Source organism: Bacillus smithii (assembly GCF_001050115.1).
GTDB classification, from domain to species: domain Bacteria; phylum Bacillota; class Bacilli; order Bacillales; family DSM-4216; genus Bacillus_O; species Bacillus_O smithii.
On record NZ_CP012024.1, the window covers coordinates 2,611,870 to 2,632,941 of the forward strand.

A 21,072-nucleotide genomic window follows, 5' to 3' on the forward strand; every position below is an offset into this window, starting at 1 on the left:
AATCGTTTCGCATTCCTTCTATTCGTTACAAATCCCCTTTTTCTTCCCAATAGCTGCCATCCAAAATCCCTATTTGTTCGATATGATTTTTGGCCTCATCATCGCCCAATTGATAAATCATTTCATAGATTTTGCGAAGATTTCGGTCATAGGCATCATTTTCCCGATCGTAATGGTATTGAACATACGGGGCGTGGCTGCGGAAAAAATTTTGCCATTCTACCGAATAATTCGATTCAAATATTTCGCGCAAACGAGTAATTTCTTCGTCTGTGGCAAAAATCCGATAATTCCATGGGGAATCCTGGGATGTTGTGAGAATCTCTCCATTCCCGACATGTACATAGTAAGTTTTTTTCTCACCGGCCAAATGATATCCTCCTCTTTTCCTATTTCTCATTTTTACTTTTTTCCACTCGCTCTTATAATATACAAGCATTTCTATTTGCTCTTTTCACAACCTTTTAACGCTAAGAAAGAAAAAGAAGTGGAAAGTTAAAAATCCGCCATTCTCCATCGCTCGGAATAAATCATCAGCAAACGGAAAAAATGGAGAAGAATGCTTGCATAAAAGCTTTTGGAATCCAAAGGTAAAGGAGGCTTTCCATATGAAATTAGTCGATGAATTATACGAACTGTATCGAGGGCGCTTGCAAGGAACGGAAGAAGATTTAGATATGATTACGTTATCCGTTTTAGAACATTTGTCTCGAAAAGAACTGCTGGATATCATCCACGATTTGCCCGATCCAGAACTGGAATATTTTTTTCGATTATATTTATTTAAAGAATTAAAGGAAAAATTTGCTCAGGAAGATGAACAGCTGTTAAAAGGAAAGCACAATTTCCACTAATTGGTTACATAAGCCATGACTTTACGGTCCACAAAAAAAAGCACATGATGACGCCCGGTAAAAAATCGCAAGACGTCATCATGTGTTTTCGATTAGTGCTGATTGCAAATTTCCTATTATGGGAGGACAACCAGCCTGTTGACTTCACCATTGCTTAAGCGGTCAAATCCTTCATTGATTTGCTCCAAAGGAATAGTGCCGCTAAGAAGTTTATCAATCGGCAGTTTCCCTTGTTTATACATATCAATAAATCTCGGAATATCTCTGGAAGGAACGCAGCTTCCGACATAAGAACCTTTCATCGTTCTTTCCTCTGCCGTTAAAGTCACTTGCGTGAATGAAAACTTGTGCGAAGGGTGAGGAAGACCGGTTGTAATCGTCGTTCCACCTCTTCTGGTAATTTTATAAGCCGTATCCATGGCCGGTACCGCTCCTGCCGTTTCAAACGCATAATCAACCCCTCCGTCAGTAGCGGCCTTCACGTTTTCTACTACATGCTCATCTCCTGCATTGAAAACATCCGTCGCACCAAGCTGTTTGGCGAATTCCAGCTTTTCTTGATTCAGATCAATGGCGACGATCTTTCTCGCACCAGATGCCACCGCGCCTAAAAGGGCGCTCAAACCGACTCCGCCCAACCCGACAATCGCCACGGTGCTTCCCATCTGTACTTTTGCGGTATTCACTACTGCTCCGACTCCGGTCATCACCGCACATCCGAATAATGCCAATCGTTCAAACGGTACATCCTTATCCACTTTTACAACTGAATTTCTGGCAACCACTACATATTCAGAAAAAGCCGAAACGCCGAGATGGTGATGAATATCTGAACCGTTTTCATGCAGTCTTCTTTCACCGCTCAATAGAGTACCTTGATTATTTGTTTCGGCTCCTTTTTCGCATAAAGCCGGCCGACCTTCCTGACAGGGCAGACAATGTCCGCAACTAGGAACAAAGACACAAACTACATGATCGCCTTCTTGTAAATCGTCTACCCCTTCTCCGACTTTTTCTACAATTCCTGCTGCTTCATGTCCCAGTGCCATTGGTGTAGGCCTTGGTCTGTCGCCGTTAATCACAGATAAGTCTGAGTGGCATAATCCAGCCGCTTTGATTCTTACCAGGATTTCTCCCCTTTTCGGCGGATCCAGCTCCAATTCTCTTATTTTCAAAGGCTGGCTTTCTGCATACGGACGTGATAATCCCAACTCATACAATACGGCTGATTTTGTCTTCATTTTGCTAGTACATCTCCCTATTCATAATATCCTTCAGTAGACTTAATAAATGATTGAAATTGTTGGCTGTCGTGGCCAAACCATACTTGAGAATTGGTTTCTTTCGCCAATCTTTTAATTTTTTCCACTGCTTTTACATAACCTAAAGAATCATAAATAATTCCCGGAACTTTGATGGGAGTGCCATAATTTTCAGCTGAATAGACAGCATCGGAAGCTAAAATAATTCCTCCCGTACCCGGCAGTTGAACATGCAGACCTAACATCCCCCAAGCATGGCCGCTGCCAAAGTTCAAAAGCGTCACATCTTCCGCCAATTTAAGCTGGTGATCATTTCTGCCGATGGTCTTCCACTGCAGATGGTTTTTGATCCAAGCATCAATATCAGCCCAAATATAGGCGCCGCCTTTTTGATGCTCAGCATAACATCTTAAAGCACCGTTCAATTCATCTTCATGAACGATAATCGTCGCATTTGTAAACATTTCCAAGCAGCCGGCATGGTCCAAATGCAAATGAGAGGCTACAACGTATCGGATATCTTCAGGACGCACTTTCAACTGTTCCAGCCGGTTATGTAAATAGCATTCTTCGCTCGCTTCCCAAGGAAAGGTCTTTTGGGTCATTTCTTCCCAGCGCCCTTTCACTCCCATTGAGTTCGGATTGCAAGCGGTATCAAACAAAATTTTTCCTTCCGGATGATCGATCAGTACGGTATAAATCGGAAACTCAATAAATTCCGCAGGCTGGTTGGGATGATCTACAGTAGCCGGATTATGCATGGCAACCATAAAGTTTTTATCCATTTTCATTCGGCCATTATCCAGCACATATAGCTTAGAATGCGCTTTCACAATATTCGTCATCACAGCACCTCTATCTTTCCGTATTTACTGACGGCTCTTTCATTTTCCCAACGAATCCAATACATTCAATAATCCTCTAAATTTCAGCTATCCTTTCCCTTATCCTTTTATCACCCCCGATTAGGATCACTAAAACCGTCCGTCATTTTTTCCTCCACCAGATGCAAATCAAATCACTCTTTTGTTCAATTCGGTATATTCTTTTAATTCATTATTACATAAATTATCTAATAATTAAATATAAAGTGAAATTTCCGTTTTATTAAGGCGTACAGTTTAATACCTGCTCCATAACGACGTCTTCTTTTTCTCTTGGAAATAAAAAAGTAGTATGTTAAAATCTAAACGCTTTATAATATTATATATTTTCTGAATAATATATAATAAAGAAAAAAGTTAGATACCATCCCCCCTTTGACCATGGTGTTTCTTTTTACAGGAGGAGAATTTCTTATGACAGATGGGAGGTCTGCTTTTCTTGTTTTTCTAGCTGCAATATTATGGGGGACAACGGGAACAGCCCAAACTTTTGCACCTGATAGCGCCACCCCTGTTGTTATCGGAGCTGTCCGGTTAGCCATCGGCGGTCCCGCGTTGCTCATCTCCGCTTTTTTGAAAGGGAAATTAAATCATCAAGGGTGGTCGGTTATCCCCGTTATCATGGCTGCATTATGTATCGCTGCCTATCAACCGCTTTTTTTCTCCGCAGTGAAATTAACAGGAGTCGCAATAGGAACCGTTACGGCAATCGGAAGCGCCCCGATTTTGGCAGGCATCCTTGAATGGATTGTGAAGAGGAAAACTCCTGAACGAAATTGGTGGCTTGCGACGTTTTTAGCAATGATGGGCTGTCTATTGCTTATTCAGAATGATCATGAAATGAATGCCGCGCCGTTAGGCATCATTATGGCAATTGGTGCGGGATTATCATTTGCGGCATATACGTTGATCACGAAACATTTGCTCGAAAAGCACATACCCGAGGCAGTAGTTGGGGTTGTGTTTACTTTAAGTTCGATTTTCTTAACCCCCTTTTTATTTGTATACAATCTCAAATGGCTATTAGATCTTCATGGGATAGCAGTTGCTTTATATCTCGGACTTTTTGCCACTGCGCTTTCTTATATGTTTTTTGCGAAAGGACTGATGGGGATCCACGCCTCAAAAGCGGTTACCCTTTCTTTGGCTGAACCGCTCACTGCTGCATTACTTGGTGTTTTCATAGTTGGTGAGACGCTGGCTCCCATTGCATGGACAGGAGTTCTTTTGTTATTCATCGGGTTAGGATTATTGTCCTTTAAACCCGGAAAGCAAAAAAGAAGATAGTTTGACCCATCGATCATACCCGTTATTTCATAACATGATCGCTTTCAATAAGATCGGAAAGAGCATATTAAAGGAAGTTATCATCATGTTAATAATTATCTTTCCGAATTTCCAAGCTGAAGAATTACCTGTATTCCCCGACGTTTTACCAGATGTAAAACTAATTTATTATCAAAACGTATGTTTTTAGGAAATAGGGGGCAACACAAATGGAAACCAATAATCGAAACTGTTTAAGATGCCAAGAAGAGATGACTAGGGTGTCTGTAATCCCCGGCGGTGGCGGGGGAGCATTGCTAATTGAAAAGATGAAGTCAGGATTCTTTAAAGGAAAAACGTCAAGCGTTAACGCATTTGTATGCACTCAATGTGGGTATGTAGAACTTGTTGCTGAAAATCCAGCAATTTTCAAAGAAAAATAAGTTTTATGGATTTCTAATCGAGTAGGAGGGAGCGATTAACTCCCGTCCTCTCACACCACCGTACGTACGGTTCCGTATACGGCGGTTCAATTAAGATAATTGACGCAAGTCTTTATAACTTCCGTGAATAGCTGTTCTCTTTATGCCAGTGGTCACTCCACCCTCCAAGAGGTCTCCCACGGGATTCACCGCTTCCTCCCTCAAGTGAGGTACTACGTTTTCTGTGTTCATCATGACTCACTGAATACCAAGGGCTATTCTCTCTTAATTGTTCGGTCCTTCTTAGTTGTTCTAGACCAACTAATACTATGACCTCTGCTGACTTCTGACGGTTCAGCTACTTATCACTAAGTAGGTTATGAAGAGTACTTCACATATCCGCCAGACCTCCCCGGGTAAGTACATGCACTTTCACACCATCTATCCGCCTCATTTACTCGATATGACCTTCGACAGAAAGAGCTTTGTTTTGTTATGCAAACTCACTCAATCATACCTAGCCTTATATGAGGTTCGTGTTCCTCGGACCGGTGTTTTGCCTCCAGCTTCCTTCAGATTCCGCGTCACCACGGACACCCTTGCTCTTGGCTAACCTCTACTTCTGTCTTCGGGGTTCGGGACTTACACCCTATAGTTCATGTACATGCCGGGCGCACATAGATAAATGGACCTCATCCATCTAAGGTCCATTATTTTGCAAAAACAGCAAACATTTAACAGAGCCATTTAAAAAAAGAAATGAGAGTGTTACACGAATAAAAAATAGTAAACACTCGGAAAGGTTGCTTTTTCATTTAAACACCAACATGCTCTGAATGATGTTTGAGCCTTCATTCGGATATTTCCGGAAGTTCATTTTTGAAAGTGTGAATCTCCCAGTTCATTGGCTCAATGTATTGACTTGTATTGTACTCTTTATACACTCCATAGTGTTTTTATGATGATTGCATGAATAAAAAAGGGTGTCCCTCATTCAAATTCAGGACACCCTCACACTACTTATTTGCCAAGAAAAGAATTCAACATCCAAACATGTTTTTCTAATTTTTGATGAATGGAAAGCAGCATATCTCCCGTCGTGTCATCGCCCACTTCTGCGGCCAAGTCCATTCCTTCTTTTAATTCTTTTATTAAGATCGAGAAATCGTTTACGGTCGCCTGCACCATTTCTTCAGCGGTTTCCGTTCCTTCGGCTTCCTTCACACTAGCTACTTCCAAGCTTTCTTTCAACGTAGCGATCGGCTGACCGCCTAATGCCAGCAGTCGTTCTGCCAATTCATCAATGTTTTCGCTTGCTTCATTATAAAATTCTTCAAATTTTTCATGAAGGACAAAAAATTGCGAACCTTTTACATACCAATGGAAGTTATGTAATTTTGTGTAAAGCACTGTCCAATTGGCTACTTGCTTATTGACGATTTCCAATAATTTTTCCGACATTTTTATCACCCTCCACATTTATGTTGTTCCCATTTCCATTTTAAACTAAACATGGAACCTTGTCATTTTTTGTACCTCGATCTGGAATCATGATAAAATAAACCTATTGCTAGGGAGAGGTGTATCATGGGAAAAAAGTTTGCCATATTCTTTATCCGATTTTACCAAAAAGCGATATCTCCATTAAAACCTCCTTCTTGCCGATTTTATCCAACCTGCTCTCAGTACGGTTTAGAAGCGATAGAACGCTTCGGCGTCCTGAAAGGCGGAATGTTAACATTAAGACGAATCAGCAAATGCCATCCATTCCATCCCGGCGGCTATGATCCCGTACCAGAAAAATGGCCGCAAAAAAAGAATGATGATTGAAAAAGAAACTCGTTCGTTAAGAAAGCGCCCATCTAAATTCCGAATCGTTACAATTCGCTTCCAACTTTATATGTAAGTAAGAGGCATTGACATTTACCTTAAAGGAAAACGTCAATCCATAAAAAAGAGGCTGCCGCTTTGGCAAGCCTTTTTTATTCATCCGAGTTTTGGGCATTCTTTTTCATCATTTCCCGGTACAGCTGTTTTAATTCCCTTCTTAACAATTTGTTGGACGCATTTCTTGGCAATGCCGGTACAGTAAAAAAGCGCCTTGGAATTTTATATTTTGCCAAATGCATTCGGCAATAATCCAATAATTCCTTTTCTGGAGCGTGCTTTTTCACGACGAGAAAAGCAACCGGCACTTGGCCCCAGTTTGCATCATTTACCCCAATGACTCCGGCTTCAACAACATCCGGATGTCCCGTTAGAACCGATTCGATTTCTGCCGGATATATGTTCTCTCCACCGGAAATAATCAAATCTGAACGACGATCCAACACATACAGAAAACCCTCTTCATCCAAATAGCCGATATCCCCCGTGAACAGCCAACCATCTTGGAATCGCTCGCGATTTGCGTCTTCCCTTTTCAAATAACCTTTCGTCACATTTGGTCCTTTCACGACAATTTCTCCGGCTTTCAGAGGAGGCAGCACTTTCCCATCTTCCATAATGCGAATTTGCGCTGGAAAAAGCGGCTTTCCGGCTGATCCAAGCTTGCTCAAACTATATTCAGGCGGAAGCGTTACGATTTGCGAGGAAGTTTCGGTCATTCCGTATGTTTGAAAAATGGGAATTCCTTTTTCAGAGCATTGTTCCAAAATCGATTTTGGCGCCGGCCCTCCGCCGAGAAGCATGCAGCGGAAACGTGATGAATAGGATTTATTCCCAAGATTATTCAACAAACGCTGCAACATCACCGTCACAACGGAAATAATCGTTCCTTCACCGTTGATCAGCTTATTGTTGATGTCTTCTTCATCAAATCGTTCATATAGCCGAACAGTCATTCCGTATATGATGCTGCGCATTAATATGGAATAGCCGCTGATGTGGAAAAGAGGGACAGCACAAATCCATAGATCATCTTCTTTTAACCCTAAATTCAACGCAGAACCGGCTGCACTCCAAAAATGATTTTCATATGATTGCAATACTCCTTTTGGATTGCCGGTCGTACCTGAAGTATACATAATGGAACATATATGATCCATCTTCCACTCTTCAGCAATAAATGTAAGACGCGGCTCTCTTTCCTTCAGTTCATCTATGCTTGCTTTTTCCAAATTCCCTTTTTGATTTTGGACGCGATCCGCTGTATCTTTAAATTCATCATCGTAAATCAGGAGCTTGGCCTCTGAATCCGTAATCTGCCATGAGATTTCTGATTCTGTTAATCTTGTATTGATCATGACCGCCACTGCGCCTAACTGCTGTAAAGCATAAATAATAAAAATCGATTCCGGTTTGTTTTTGACTAACAAGGCTACCGCATCCCCCGAACTGATGGAGTAGGATGCAATTTTTCCCGCGAATTTCAGCGCTTTTTCGAAAACGTCTTGAAACGTATAAGACTGATCATGAAAAAGAACGGCAGGACGGTCAGGAGTTAATGATGCCCGCTGTTTTAAAAAATTGGGTAATACTGCGGCCACACGAAAACCTCCTTTCTATGATTCAAAAAAGCTTGATGGAATTCCATCAAGCTTTCTTCGTGATTCTTGTACGATATCAAGGGAAACGCGGGAATTGTCCAAAATTTGGTTTACGTTTTTCTTTAAAGGCATCGCGTCCTTCTTTTGCTTCATCGGTTGTATAATAAAGCAACGTTGCGTCGCCGGCCAATTGCTGAATTCCGGCTAAGCCATCGGTATCGGCATTGAACGCCGCTTTTAAGAAACGAATGGCCGTAGGACTTTTTTCTAAAATTTCTTCCGCCCATTTCACCGTTTCTTCTTCTAATTTCTCAAGTGGAACAACTGTATTGACAAGCCCCATTTCCAATGCTTCCTGAGCGTTGTATTGACGGCAGAGATACCAGATTTCTCTCGCTTTTTTATGACCGACAAGACGAGCCAAATAGCCAGCTCCGTATCCACCGTCAAAGCTTCCCACTTTCGGCCCGGTTTGTCCGAAGATCGCATTGTCAGCCGCAATCGTTAAATCGCAAACGACATGAAGGACATGACCGCCGCCAATGGCATATCCGGCTACCATCGCAATAACCGGTTTCGGAATCACGCGAATCAAACGCTGCAAATCCAAAACATTTAAGCGCGGAATATTATCTTCTCCTACATAGCCGCCATGGCCGCGGACTTTTTGGTCACCGCCGGAGCAAAACGCTTTGTCTCCCGCACCTGTTAAAATGATGACTCCAATATTAGAATCATCGCGAGCATACGAAAAAGCATCGATCATTTCCATGACCGTTTTCGGCCGAAAAGCATTTCTGACTTCCGGGCGGTTAATCGTAATTTTGGCAATGTGGTTATAAGTTTCATAAATAATATCTTCGTATTCGCGTTCCTTAACCCAAGGAAACCCCATTTTCATTCTCCTCCTTATGTAGAACTAATAAACTCGTTCACTATTGTACCAAACTTTTGACTATCTTCGACATGAATTGCGTGCCCCGCGCCTTCGACTTCTTCCCAACGTCCATTCGGCAGCATTTTTTTCATTTCTTGGGCAATTTTTTTAAATTTCACATCCAGTGAACCGGTGATCAACAGCACCGGCATGTCCAGACGATCTAATTGGCTCCACCAAGACGGCTGTGCGCCAGTACCCATCCCTATAAGAGAATTGGCCAGTCCTAAAGGATGTTGGCGAAGTCTTTGTTCGCGGATTTTTTTTCTGATCTCGATCGGCAATTGAGACTGAGAAGCAAACAAAGGGATCTTTTCCCACTCATCTACAAATGCACGAATTCCGGCTTGCAAAATTTTTTCTGCCAATGCATGATCTCGTTTTCTGCGCGCAGACCTTTCCGTTTCAGTTTTCAAACCGGGAGAAGAACTCTCCAAAATCAACCGTTTGACTCTTTTCGGATATAATACCGCCATCGTCAAGGCTAGCCGCCCTCCCATGGAATAGCCGATCACATTGATTTTCTGGATATTGAGACGTCTCAATAGTTCGATCACGTCACCAGCAATCTTTTCGATCGCATATTCTTCGCTGTTTTCCGGATGTGCGCTGTTGCCATGGCCGAGAATATCGATGGAAATGCATTGATAATCTTTTTGCAGCTTTGCCACTATTTCATCCCATGTTGTATGGTCGCCGGTAAATCCATGAAGAAATAAAAGCGGCTCCCCTTTTCCAGCGATTGTGAAATAATACGTTCGGCCATTGACCGTCATATTCATTTTCTCTCACCTAGCAGCATAGAAGTTATTTCCCGGGAAACATTCTTCCACAATTGTCGATGGACCATGACATTTTTTTCCCGATTGGTCGGTACTTCAATAATGGATAATCCTTCATGGGAAACCGCTTTTTGGACAGACTCTTGAAATTCATCCCAGCTTGATATTTTTTGATAGTCGCCTCCGTACATTTCAGCAGCAAGCGAATAATCCAGATCGATGGGAGTGCCAAAAAGTTCTTCAAAATGTTTTGGATGCTCTGCCTGGGGCAAATAAGAAAAAATGCCGCCGCCGTTGTTGTTGACGATGATGATATTCACATTCAATCGATGCAGTTTAGCTGCGAGCAGCCCGTTCATATCGTGAAAGAGCGAAAGATCGCCGATGACTAAAAACAATGGCTGCCTAAATACGCTCGCCCCCATGGCAGTGGAAACAACCCCGTCAATGCCATTGGCTCCCCTGTTCGCCATAATTTCAATCTGTTTAGAATTCTTAAAGAAGAAGGAATCTACATCTCTAATCGGCATGCTGTTGCCTACGAAGAGAGTGGCTCCTTCAGGCAATGCATGATGAAGCTGATAAAACAGTTTCCCTTCATCTAAAAACTCGACATCATTTACGGTGCGCATCCATTCTTTTGTTTTCTCGTTGACGGCTATCCATTTTTCAATCCACTGGGAATGATGGTTTCTTCGTACTTTTTCAGATAATTTTCGGCAAAAAGATGTTTCCTCACAGGCAATCATTCGTGTGGCAGAATAAGATGGGTCACGCCAAAGACCTCCGCCATCTACCACCCATTGCTCAGCATCACGGTTTTCTTGCAAAAAGAAAGTCAACGCTTTAGAGACCGGCATGGCACCAAAACGAATGATCACATCTGCAGCAAGCAGACGGCGGACGGTTTGATCCCGCAAAAAAGAATCATAACTGTCTATAATTTCTTTTGACAAAAAAAGGCCGCTTCTCAACTGTGAGAGCGGGTCCGCCAAAACGGGAAAACCTAACGCTTTCGAAAGCTTCACGACTTGTTCGGAAAAACCGGTGGAATCAAGCGCTCCACAAACGATAATCCCGCGCTCATATTGAACCAGTTCATGCGCAAGGCCTTCCAGTTCCTCCTCCGGAAGTTCACGCGCAACATTTTGAAGCTGAACAGTCCGTCCAGTTTGTGTGATGGATTCGTAAGCATGCTCATAATCAGGGATAAGCGGTTCACGAAACGGAAAATTCAAATGAACCGGGCCCATCGGTGCTTGAGAAGCTATATAAACGCTTCGAGCCGCATTCGAACGCACGTAGCGAAGCATCGTATCCCCCGTCTCCGGAAGCGCCATATCGACAAACCATTTCACATGGCGACCGTAAAGATGATTTTGATCGATCGCTTGCGGTGCCCCTACTTCTCTTAGTTCATGTGGTCGATCAGCGGTAAGAACAATCAAGGGGACGCGTGCATAATTTGCCTCGATCACAGCCGGATAATAGTTGGCTGCAGCAGTTCCGGATGTACAGAGCAACGCGATCGGTTTTCGCAAAGCTTTTGCCATGCCCAAAGCAAAAAAACCGGCTGACCGCTCATCGATGTGAAGATACAAATGCAGGTCAGGATGTTCTGCCATCAACATGGCCATCGGAGTTGATCGCGAACCCGGACTGACGACAACATGGCGAACTCCTGCTTTCGTCAATTCATCAATGAAATGGGATAAATACAATGTCAATGATTCATTATTCATGGATGTCTCCTCCTATAGCCCGGAGCATTGGCCGAAACTTAATGCTTGTTTCTATATATTCGCTCTCCGCTTCTGAATCAGCTACAATTCCGCATCCTGCGTATAGATAAGCTTGAGCGTCATGAAAAAGACCAGAACGGATGGCCACTGCAAATTCTCCGTTTCCGTCGCCATCTATCCAGCCGATAGGTCCGCCATAAAGACCTCTATCTATTCCTTCCAATTGACGAATCTTTTCCAGCCCTTCTTGCTGAGGCAGACCGCCTAACGCAGGAGTAGGATGCAATCTTTCAACAAACTGCAGCACCGACATATTTTGACGGTTTTTTCCGACAACAGGCGTAAAAAGATGCTGTATATCACTCAATTTCAGCAGCTCCGGCTGTTCTGGAATTTGAACGTTTTCACACAAACTGTTGATGACGCTGCCAATCATATCGACAACCAACTGATGTTCTTTTCGATTTTTACGATCTCCCATTAATTCTTGTCCAAGCTTTTGGTCCTCTTTTAAATCTTTGCCGCGCCGGATCGAACCAGCCAAGCATGTGGAAAGCACATTTTCATGCCACTTTTGGACCAATCTTTCTGGAGACGCGCCTAAAAAACAACGATTCATCGTTTCCAGCGCAAAGAGGAAGCTTTCATGCTGCTCCTCCCATAAACGTTTTAATACAGCTTCCAGAAAAGGTCTTTCTTGAAACTGTACGGTTAACATTCTGGCTAATACCACTTTTTTTAGTGTTTCATTACGGTGAATTTGTTCAACCGCTTTATGGACTGCTTGCTTCCATTCGTTGCTGCCGTGCTCAGCCACATTTACGATGGCCGTCATTCTTCCTGGGACTTCTTTCGCATTTCTAATGACCTTTTCTTTTTGGCTGATCCATTTTTCAAGAAAATCGTCTTCTTCATGGGCCGTATGAATCACGTTGGAAGTCAAATATGTACGGTCTTTTTTTATCGTTACCATAAACGACGGAAGAACAAAATAGGCAGAAGAAAACGGAGCCCATTTTTCCTCTTTTATCGTGCCGGGGTCAAAAGAAAAACCACCGAATAAAAGGGGGCCGGTGCCCATAACCTCTTTATGGGCGTTTTCGATCACCGCTTCTTTCAATAAATGATTCCATTTTTCCTCTATTTCTTTATATCTTTCTTTAATTCCCTTTTCGCTCCTTAAAACAGCTGCATTCCCCACACCAACTATAATCGTGTCGCTTTCGGAGTCTTTCCAAAAAAAGCGTTCACCTGAATAAACGGAATCATTGCCATAATAAAAAGCGAGGGGATCTATAAAATCCATTTCTTCTGTTATGCTGAAAAGCATAGCTTGATTCTTCCTTTTTCTGTTTTCCAATTTGCTCATCAATTGAACAGGAAGATGATGACTTTTAATAGACAATGAAACAGCCTCCACTTCAACTATACTTTATTCGACTCTCGCGTTTAAACTTCTTTAAAGATACACCTCTGTCGTTTTTAAAGTCAACGTAACACTTTTTTCACAATTCCATTTCTATTATATCTTAACCTTGCCAAAGATTAATCAAATACGCTTGCCCACAATAAAATAAGCTAAAGAAAAAGTTGGCATTCGCATTACGACGAAAGTCAGAAGGATCCAGCAGAGATTTTAATCGGCTGTTTCTTTTCCCGCGCATTCCTTAGGCTGTCATTATCCCCCCTCCCGTTCATCAATCGGTAAAAAAAGATTGACACCTTTTGTTTCATTTTCTATAGTGATGGTGGGAGAATAGGATGTTTTATAGGCTATTTTTACTAGAAATATAAGGAGAGATCCATCAATGGAAATGCATACAACTCCTGCTATACAGCCGGAGAAAGGATGGCGTGTTTGGTGGCGTCTTACTCGTCCACACACCCTGACAGCCGGCTTTGTTCCTGTTTTAATAGGGACCGCGCTCGCATATCAATATACATCGATACATTTTGGTTTATTTTTTGCCATGCTGTTGGCTAGTTTGCTGATCCAAACGGCTACCAATATGTTTAATGAATATTTCGATTATGTGCGCGGCTTGGACACGGAGCATTCAGTCGGAATCGGTGGAGCCATCGTACGAAACGGCATTAAACCGAAGACTGTTTTATCTCTAGCTTTTGCCCTGTGCGGAATATCTGTACTGCTCGGCGTCTATATTTGCATGCAATCAAGCTGGTGGATTGCGGCTGTCGGAACGCTTGGAATGATTGCCGGATACCTCTATACGGGCGGACCGAAACCGATTGCTTATACCCCGTTTGGCGAACTGACATCAGGCTTGTTCATGGGACTTATCATTATTTTAATATCCTTTTACATTCAAACGGGATTCATCACCACTACAAGTGTTCTGATCTCGATTCCCATTTCTATTTTGATCGGCTCCATCTTATTGGCGAATAATATTCGAGATTTGGATGGCGACAAAGAAAACGGCAGAAAAACATTAGCCATATTGCTCGGTCGAGAAAATGCGATCCGTTTCCTGCAAGGGATGTTTATCGTTTCGTATGCTTGGGTAACAGCCCTCGTCCTATTTCAAATCGCCTCTCCATGGCTATTGATCGTCTTTTTAAGTGTACCAAAAGCTGTCAAAGCTGTTAAAGGATTTATCGGAAAAACAAAACCAATCCAAATGATGCCTGCCATGAAAGCTACCGCACAAACGAATACGATCTTTGGATTTTTGTTATCAATCGGGCTTTTTATCAGTTACTTCTTATAACCTGTCCCTAATGAGGACAGGTCAGAGTGTAGACAAAAGGCATCCGAATGTGCGCTTTCGGATGCCTTTTGTCACTTTTATGCTTTCAAATGTTTGGAATAGACCCCTCCAGGGGTCTATTTTATGTTATTGCTGGACTTTTCCATGTCCAGCAAGCCATCTTTTTCAAATTCATTGCAGCAAAAGTTAGCATCGCCTGCATGGACAATTTTTTTAGACCTCTTAAGGTTGTCCAACGCATACCATGCTTTTCCTTTGCATCAGCAAAAACACGTTCAATGGTTTCTTTCCGTCTTGCATAAATGCTCTTATTCTCTTGTGTATGCCGAAGATGATCAGCTTCCTCTAAATAAAATTCCCATACATGTCGCTGAATCAGTTTTTTATGCTCCTTACTTTGGGTGCACTTCGAAAGGAATGGACAATCTTTACACTGGACTGGATCAGAAAAATATTGACGATAGCCTTCCTTCGTCGTAGTTGCATATTTTAACACTTGTCCTTGCGGACAAAGATAACAATCGTAGTATTCATCGTAAACATACTCATGTTTTTTGAAATAACCATCCTTTGTACGAGGGCGAGTATAAGGTAAAGCAGGGGTCATATCATTTTCAAATATGTATTGGGCAACGGCGGGAGTTTTATATCCAGCGTCAGCAGCAACTACAACCGGTTTTCCATGTTTTTCTATGACTTTTTCAAGAAGTGGCTCCAATACGGAACTGTCATGAATATTCCCTGGCGTTACAATAGCCCCCAAAACAAAGCCATTTCGATCCGCAGCAGCATGGAATGAGTAAGCAAACTGTTTTGTTCGCTCGTCTTTTACGTAGTAACCACTTTCCGGATCAGTGGTACTTTCTTTTATTTCTTTATATTCTTCTTTCCCAAATTTATCTGGAGGAAATGGCTTTTTTCCATGTGCTTCTCGATCAGCATTTATCTCATCTTGTAGACGTGCTTGATAGGCTTTCGTTTCTTTTCGAACCACTTTCTTCTCAAATTTATGCTTATTCGCACTCGCTTTGACATGAGTAGAATCAATAAAGACATGCTCACTGCTTATCAGCTTCTTATCTGCAGCTTCTTTCAAAATGCGATAGAATATCTGTTCAAATAAGTCTGTATCCTTAAAGCGTCGCTCGTAGTTTTTCCCAAACGTTGAAAAGTGAGGTACCTTATCATAAAAACCAAATCCAAGAAACCAACGGTAAGCCAGATTCGTTTCGATTTCCTCTATAGTTTTTCGCATGGAACGAATACCGAAGGTATATTGGATGAAAGCCATTTTAATCAATACAACTGGATCAATACTTGGTCGACCTCTTTCCGATGAATACATGTCTTGAACAAGCGAATAGATAAATGAAAAATCAATAGCAGCGTCGATTTTACGAACCAAATGATCTGCAGGTACAAGTTGGTCTAAAGCTATCATTTCTATTTGATCACGATTCATCTGTGTATTTTTTGTTAGCACTTCATCCACCTCAATTCATTACGGTATCTTAATTATACAAAAAAAGACTGTCGGCAAATCCGGTTTTTTCGGATTTGTCGACAGTCTGACCTGTCCCTAATGAGGACAGGTTTTTTCTTTGTACAAAAATAGATGTCTGGATGATGAGCATTGTCGCCCGCAAGGATGGAAAGGGGTTTTTAAAATCAACGAGGGGATGGATCCAAGAAGTGAATGGCTGAATGCCAATGGCGGGAGCCGGGGAAAACAATATAACAGTCCCATAAAGCTGCTTTTATTCTTGCTGAAAAGGCGCCCGCCGAACATAGGCTTATTCAAACTAAAAGTTCCATTGGCGAAAAGTCGGATTAGTCTCGATTTTCATATTTTCCAATCTTCCATATCTCTTTGGCGTATTCTTGAACGGTCCTGTCGCTGGAAAAATATCCCGACTGCGCGATGTTTTGAACCATCATTCGCAACCAACGCTCTTGTTCTTTTTCATAGAGGTATCCTGCTTTTTCTTGTATCGCCACATAAGGAGAAAAGTCTTTTAACACAAAATACTGATCATTTCCTTCAAGCAAAGAATCATAAATCACTTCGAACTGTTCGGAATCAGGCAATAGACCATCAACCAGCCGATCCACCGCCCACCTGATACGCTTGTCATGGTGGTAATATTCACGGGAATAATAGCCGCCTTCTTTTTCAAATTTCATCACTTCTTCCGATGTCAAACCAAAAATCAAAATGGATTCCGAACCAACTCGCTCCAACATCTCAATATTAGCCCCATCCATCGTCCCGACTGTAATGGCCCCGTTCATCATAAATTTCATATTTCCAGTGCCTGAAGCTTCTTTGCTGGCTGTAGAAATTTGTTCACTTATATCGGCTGCAGGAATGATTTCTTCTGCAAGCGAAACACGGTAATTTTCAAGAAATATCACTTTGATGAACCGATTGACAATAGGATCGTTATTCACGATTTCAGCTAAAGAATGGATCAGCTTAATAATTCGTTTCGCATAATAGTAACCCGGAGATGCTTTCGCGCCAAAAATAAAAGTTCGCGGATAAATAGAAAAAGTGGAATCTTCTCGGATGCGGTTATACAAATAAAGAATATGAAGAATATTCAGCAGCTGTCTTTTATAGGCATGAAGACGTTTCACTTGGACATCAAAAATAGAATGGGTGTCGACTTTGATCCCATTTTGTTTCCAAATTCTTTCAGCCAATATTTCTTTGCGGGCCGCTTTTACTTTCTTCAATTGTTCTAAAAACAGCCAATCGTCCTCATATTGTTTCAATAAGCTTAATTTTTCCGGTTCTCTGATCCAGCTGTTTCCAATCGATTCCGTTATTAAGTAGGATAACTCGGGATTCGCTTTTAACAGCCATGTCCGATGAGTCACTCCATTCGTTTTATTGTTAAACTTTTCCGGCTGGAATTCATAAAACCGTTTCATTTCCCTTTTTTTCAAAATTTCTGTGTGAAGTTTGGCCACTCCATTTACACTATAGCTTCCGGAAATCGCCAAATGAGCCATTCGGACTTCCCCGTACGAAATAATGGCCATCTTCTCAATCCGTTCCCAATCTCCCGGATATTTTTCCCAAAGCTGTTGACAAAAACGTTCATTTATTTCTTGAACAATCATATAAATTCGCGGCAACAGCGGCTGAAAAAGACGGACAGGCCAACGTTCAAGAGCTTCTGACAACGTAGTATGATTCGTATAGCAAAAAGTATGGGACGTAATATGCCATGCTTCATCCCATCCTAATCCTAGTTTGTCCATTAAAATCCTCATCAGTTCAGGAATCGCCAAAGCAGGATGGGTATCGTTAATATGTATGGCCGTATAGCGATGAAAATCCCGAATCTGTTTATGCTGGGAAAGATAATTTTTTACAATCGATTGAATGCTCGCCGAAACAAGAAAGTATTGCTGCTTCAAACGCAAAATTTTTCCTTCATCATGAGCATCATCGGGATAAAGAAATTCTGAAATCGCCTCTGTATCTTTCTTATACTTCATCACATCTTTATTGGGCATATATCGAGACGGTTCAGCGCTCCACAGCCTTAAAGTATTTACGGTTTTTCGTTTATAGCCAATAACGGGAATATCGTATGGTACAGCTGATACATATTCAGCATCCAATTGATGGAATGTCAACCTTCCATTATCATTCTCCGTTTCTACTCTTCCCCAAAAGGGAACTTCCATCGTTAAATCGGCTTTTCTCACTTCCCAGACATGCCCATGCTTCAACCATTGCTCCGGCAGTTCAACTTGATAGCCATTGACCATTTTTTGTTCAAAAAGGCCGTATTTATAGCGAATGCCAAGCCCATGTCCAGGTAAATCAAGCGTTGCAAGCGAATCAAGAAAGCAGGCGGCCAGCCTCCCAAGACCGCCATTCCCCAGAGCTGCATCCATTTCTATTTCTTCCAACTCGGAAAGTTGAATCCCCAGCTCTGAAAGTCCCTCTTTTACGAGGTCATAAATCCCGGCATTTAATAAATTTTGTCCAAGAAGCTTTCCAAGAAGAAATTCAATGGACAAATAGTACACCTGTTTTTGACGATGAGAACGATAATGTTCATTCGTTCGAATCCAATTAAGGCTAATATACTCCCGCACCATGTTTCCCAATGTTTGAAATTGATCCGAAGGTGTTGTATCCGCAAAACTTTTTCCAGACGTTCTTTCAACTCGGTTTAAAAATGCTTCCTTAAACTCTGCTTTAGTAGAAAACATGGCTTTCCCTCCCAGCTAGCAAATCGGCATACATTTCATTATATTGATAAGCAGAATGAGACCAGCTGTTATCAGCAGCTAACGCCTGTCTAACCATTTCATACCGAATGTCAGGCTGTCGATAAAAAGACAGTGCTCTCCGAATGGTATACAGCATATCATGTGCATTGAAATTTCGAAACGAGAACCCGTTCCCTTCTTTCGTGAACTCATTATAAGATTGAACCGTATCGTTAAGTCCGCCTGTTTCCCGTACTATAGGAAGAGTACCGTATTTCATCGCGATCATTTGCCCTAATCCGCACGGTTCAAATTTCGACGGCATTAAAAATAGGTCCGCCCCCGCATAAATCCGATGGGCCATTTCCTCGTTAAATTCCAGAATGGCTTTGACTTTTTTAGGATAAAGGTTTTCCATTTCGGCAAAAAATCGTTCGAATTCTGCTTCTCCCGTACCCAGTACAATCAATTGGACATTCTCTTGCATGATCTCATGAAAAACACATTTGACCAGATCCAGCCCTTTCTGTTTTGTCAATCTCGAAATAATCGCTATAACAGGAATATGTTCCTCCACGTTTAAATGAAGCTGTTCTTGAAGGCGCTTCTTATTTTCTTTTTTTCCACTTAGATCTTCTTCCGAATAAGGTTCGATATACGGGTCATGACGAGGATCATAAATCGATTCATCTATTCCGTTCAGTATGCCCGTTATCTGTTCTTTTCGACTATTTAATACTCCGTGAAGCTTCTCGCCGAAATAAGGGGTTAGAAATTCCTCGCGATAAGTCGGACTAACCGTTGTGATCCAATCAGCAGATACAAGCCCCGCTTTCAGGAAATTAATATTGCCGAAAAATTCGGTTAATGAAGGGTGATAATGCTCCTCTTTCAACCCGAGCAAATCAGTGAGCACGGTTTTAGGGAAAATTCCTTGGAATTGAAGATTATGAATGGTCATGACGGTTCGGATCAATTCATATCCGTGTCGATGTTGATGCTCCATCCGTAACATAAACGGAATCATTCCGGCATGCCAATCATGACAATGAAGAATTTCTGGATAAAAATTCAAAGCGGCCAAACTGTCCAAAACCGCTCTTGTAAAAAAAGAAAATCGTTCCCCGTCATCGAAATAGCCATACAGGCCCTCTCTTTTAAAATAATATTCATTATCGATAAAATAATAAATGACTCCATCGTATTCTAACCGTTCCACTCCGCAATATTGATTTCTCCATCCGACCGAAACCGTCAATTCCGCCTCTTTTGTCATTTGCGATTTCCAACGACCCTCTATATTGCCGTATTTGGGAAGAATGACGCGAACATCATTGCCGAACCTTTTCAATTCTTTTGGCAATGATCCCGCCACATCTGCCAATCCTCCTGACTTGATAAAAGGCACACATTCCGATACAACGAATAATATTTTCAAGACTTCATCAACTCTCCTTGTTTTGCGCCTTTTGGCAAGACAATCGGGAACCCATTCCGAGCTTCCAAAGATACACCGTTCTTAATTTGGCCATTTTTATCGACAATGACTCCATTCAAATGACAATCCTTGCCGATTTGGGATTTTTGCATAATAATGCTGTTCTTTATGACCGAACCTTTTTCTATTTTGACGCCGCGAAAAATCACACTATTCTCGACCGTTCCCTCAATGACACAGCCATTAGCAATAATCGAATTTTTGACAATAGCCGATTTCGTATATTTTGTCGGCGGCTCATCTTTCACTTTTGTAAAGATCGGCTGGCCGTCCTTAAACAATGCTGACCAATTGTCTCGTTCCAACACATCCATGCTCGCTTGATAGTATGAAGCAATCGAAGTAATTTTTTTCACAAATCCTTCATATTCGTACAGGCATATTGTCAAACGACTATTTTGATCTTCCACCACATCCTGCATGCATCGATATCCTGTTATTTTCCTTGTTTGTATCAATTGAACTAACAAAGACTTCTTCACAAGGTACATATCCATAGATTGTCCATGGTGGGAAATCATCATAATATCACAATTTTCATTTATAAATCGATTTAAGATCGGTTCAAAGTTCATGTTAAAAACCGTAAAGCAATTGCTGATTAATGCATATTGTTGCTGGCTTCGGTCAAAATAATCCATGTGATGGGCAAAATGACTAAACGATCCAATCCCCTCTTCCATAACTTCTAAACCTGGTGATGGAAAGAAAAAGAGCCCATCTCTTTTACGGTTTAAATCCCATTCCTTTCCCGATCCTAAATGATCCATTAAGGAACGGAACTGAAATCGCGGAAAAATGGCCACACTCTCGATTCCCGAATTCACCATATTGGAAAGAATAAAATCGATCAAGCGATAGCGCCCCGCGAACGGAACGGCTGCTAAACAACGATGGGTTAGCAGTTCCTCCATAGAATCAAAATAAGTGGTTGCATCAATGACACCAAGCAAAGAAGCTTTCAATCGA

General features: G+C 41.8%; 18 protein-coding genes. 5 read left to right on the forward strand and 13 right to left on the reverse strand.

Translation table 11 applies throughout. The features are described from left to right. Positions 1 to 25: 25 nt before the first annotated feature. Positions 26 to 370, reverse strand: a complete 345-nt coding sequence (locus BSM4216_RS12215) for a hypothetical protein (protein ID WP_003352719.1) — start codon at positions 368 to 370, stop codon at positions 26 to 28. Between the two features lie 238 nt (positions 371 to 608). Here BSM4216_RS12215 and BSM4216_RS12220 point away from each other — a divergent pair, with 238 nt between their 5' ends. Next, positions 609 to 854: a DUF6154 family protein gene (locus BSM4216_RS12220; protein WP_048623874.1), complete on the forward strand. Its 246-nt coding sequence runs from the start codon at positions 609 to 611 to the stop codon at positions 852 to 854. Positions 855 to 970: 116 nt separating this feature from the next. Here the strand turns inward: BSM4216_RS12220 and BSM4216_RS12225 are convergent, their stop codons facing one another. Then, complete coding sequence (locus BSM4216_RS12225; protein ID WP_048623875.1) at positions 971 to 2,095, reverse strand: zinc-dependent alcohol dehydrogenase family protein; 1,125 nt, start codon at positions 2,093 to 2,095, stop codon at positions 971 to 973. Positions 2,096 to 2,112: 17 nt separating this feature from the next. Beyond that, entirely contained in the window at positions 2,113 to 2,961 is an 849-nt protein-coding gene (gene ahlS, locus BSM4216_RS12230) for an AhlS family quorum-quenching N-acyl homoserine lactonase (RefSeq protein ID WP_048623876.1), read from the reverse strand. 453 nt (positions 2,962 to 3,414) lie between these two features. On the opposite strand from ahlS, the gene BSM4216_RS12235 reads away from it, so the two are divergent. Next, positions 3,415 to 4,287 (forward strand): EamA family transporter, encoded by an 873-nt coding sequence (locus BSM4216_RS12235; protein ID WP_048623877.1) that lies wholly within the window; start codon positions 3,415 to 3,417, stop codon positions 4,285 to 4,287. A 209-nt stretch (positions 4,288 to 4,496) separates the two neighbouring features. After that, entirely contained in the window at positions 4,497 to 4,709 is a 213-nt protein-coding gene (locus BSM4216_RS12240) for a hypothetical protein (RefSeq protein ID WP_048623878.1), read from the forward strand. Between the two features lie 999 nt (positions 4,710 to 5,708). On the opposite strand, the gene BSM4216_RS12245 is transcribed toward BSM4216_RS12240, so the two are convergent. After that, positions 5,709 to 6,149 carry a Dps family protein gene (locus BSM4216_RS12245; RefSeq protein ID WP_048623879.1) on the reverse strand — a complete coding sequence of 147 codons (441 nt, stop codon included), beginning with the start codon at positions 6,147 to 6,149 and terminating at the stop codon, positions 5,709 to 5,711. A 126-nt stretch (positions 6,150 to 6,275) separates the two neighbouring features. On the opposite strand from BSM4216_RS12245, the gene yidD reads away from it, so the two are divergent. Further along, positions 6,276 to 6,518 (forward strand): membrane protein insertion efficiency factor YidD, encoded by a 243-nt coding sequence (gene yidD, locus BSM4216_RS12250; protein ID WP_048623880.1) that lies wholly within the window; start codon positions 6,276 to 6,278, stop codon positions 6,516 to 6,518. A 152-nt stretch (positions 6,519 to 6,670) separates the two neighbouring features. Here the strand turns inward: yidD and BSM4216_RS12255 are convergent, their stop codons facing one another. From BSM4216_RS12255 to BSM4216_RS12275, 5 genes are all read right to left on the reverse strand, one after another. Continuing rightward, positions 6,671 to 8,176: an o-succinylbenzoate--CoA ligase gene (locus tag BSM4216_RS12255; RefSeq protein WP_048623881.1), complete on the reverse strand. Its 1,506-nt coding sequence runs from the start codon at positions 8,174 to 8,176 to the stop codon at positions 6,671 to 6,673. A 76-nt stretch (positions 8,177 to 8,252) separates the two neighbouring features. Beyond that, the gene (gene menB, locus BSM4216_RS12260) at positions 8,253 to 9,071 is read right to left on the reverse strand and encodes a 1,4-dihydroxy-2-naphthoyl-CoA synthase (protein WP_003352704.1); all 819 of its coding nucleotides are present in this window, start codon (positions 9,069 to 9,071) and stop codon (positions 8,253 to 8,255) included. 14 nt (positions 9,072 to 9,085) lie between these two features. Further along, the gene (menH, locus tag BSM4216_RS12265) at positions 9,086 to 9,895 is read right to left on the reverse strand and encodes a 2-succinyl-6-hydroxy-2,4-cyclohexadiene-1-carboxylate synthase (protein WP_048623882.1); all 810 of its coding nucleotides are present in this window, start codon (positions 9,893 to 9,895) and stop codon (positions 9,086 to 9,088) included. Further along, on the reverse strand, positions 9,892 to 11,637 hold the full coding sequence (menD, locus tag BSM4216_RS12270; protein ID WP_048623883.1) for a 2-succinyl-5-enolpyruvyl-6-hydroxy-3-cyclohexene-1-carboxylic-acid synthase: 1,746 nt from the start codon (positions 11,635 to 11,637) through the stop codon (positions 9,892 to 9,894). The genes menH and menD overlap by 4 nt, the downstream gene beginning before the upstream one ends. Further along, positions 11,630 to 13,042 carry an isochorismate synthase gene (locus BSM4216_RS12275; protein WP_048623884.1) on the reverse strand — a complete coding sequence of 471 codons (1,413 nt, stop codon included), beginning with the start codon at positions 13,040 to 13,042 and terminating at the stop codon, positions 11,630 to 11,632. Before BSM4216_RS12275 ends, menD begins: the two co-directional genes overlap by 8 nt. A gap of 403 nt (positions 13,043 to 13,445) precedes the next feature. Between BSM4216_RS12275 and BSM4216_RS12280 the strand changes: the two genes are divergently transcribed. Next, complete coding sequence (locus tag BSM4216_RS12280; RefSeq protein ID WP_048623885.1) at positions 13,446 to 14,369, forward strand: 1,4-dihydroxy-2-naphthoate polyprenyltransferase; 924 nt, start codon at positions 13,446 to 13,448, stop codon at positions 14,367 to 14,369. Between the two features lie 121 nt (positions 14,370 to 14,490). Here the strand turns inward: BSM4216_RS12280 and BSM4216_RS12285 are convergent, their stop codons facing one another. The 4 genes from BSM4216_RS12285 to BSM4216_RS12300 form a co-directional block, all read right to left on the reverse strand. Continuing rightward, complete coding sequence (locus tag BSM4216_RS12285; RefSeq protein WP_048622333.1) at positions 14,491 to 15,852, reverse strand: IS1182 family transposase; 1,362 nt, start codon at positions 15,850 to 15,852, stop codon at positions 14,491 to 14,493. Positions 15,853 to 16,199: 347 nt separating this feature from the next. Further along, positions 16,200 to 18,605, reverse strand: coding sequence for a glycogen/starch/alpha-glucan phosphorylase (locus BSM4216_RS12290; RefSeq protein ID WP_048623886.1), 2,406 nt, complete (start codon positions 18,603 to 18,605; stop codon positions 16,200 to 16,202). Beyond that, positions 18,592 to 20,043, reverse strand: coding sequence for a glycogen synthase GlgA (gene glgA, locus BSM4216_RS12295; protein ID WP_048623887.1), 1,452 nt, complete (start codon positions 20,041 to 20,043; stop codon positions 18,592 to 18,594). Before glgA ends, BSM4216_RS12290 begins: the two co-directional genes overlap by 14 nt. Further along, positions 20,040 to 21,068, reverse strand: a complete 1,029-nt coding sequence (locus BSM4216_RS12300; RefSeq protein ID WP_048623888.1) for a GlgC family sugar phosphate nucleotidyltransferase — start codon at positions 21,066 to 21,068, stop codon at positions 20,040 to 20,042. The genes glgA and BSM4216_RS12300 overlap by 4 nt, the downstream gene beginning before the upstream one ends. Between the last annotated feature and the right edge of the window lie 4 nt (positions 21,069 to 21,072).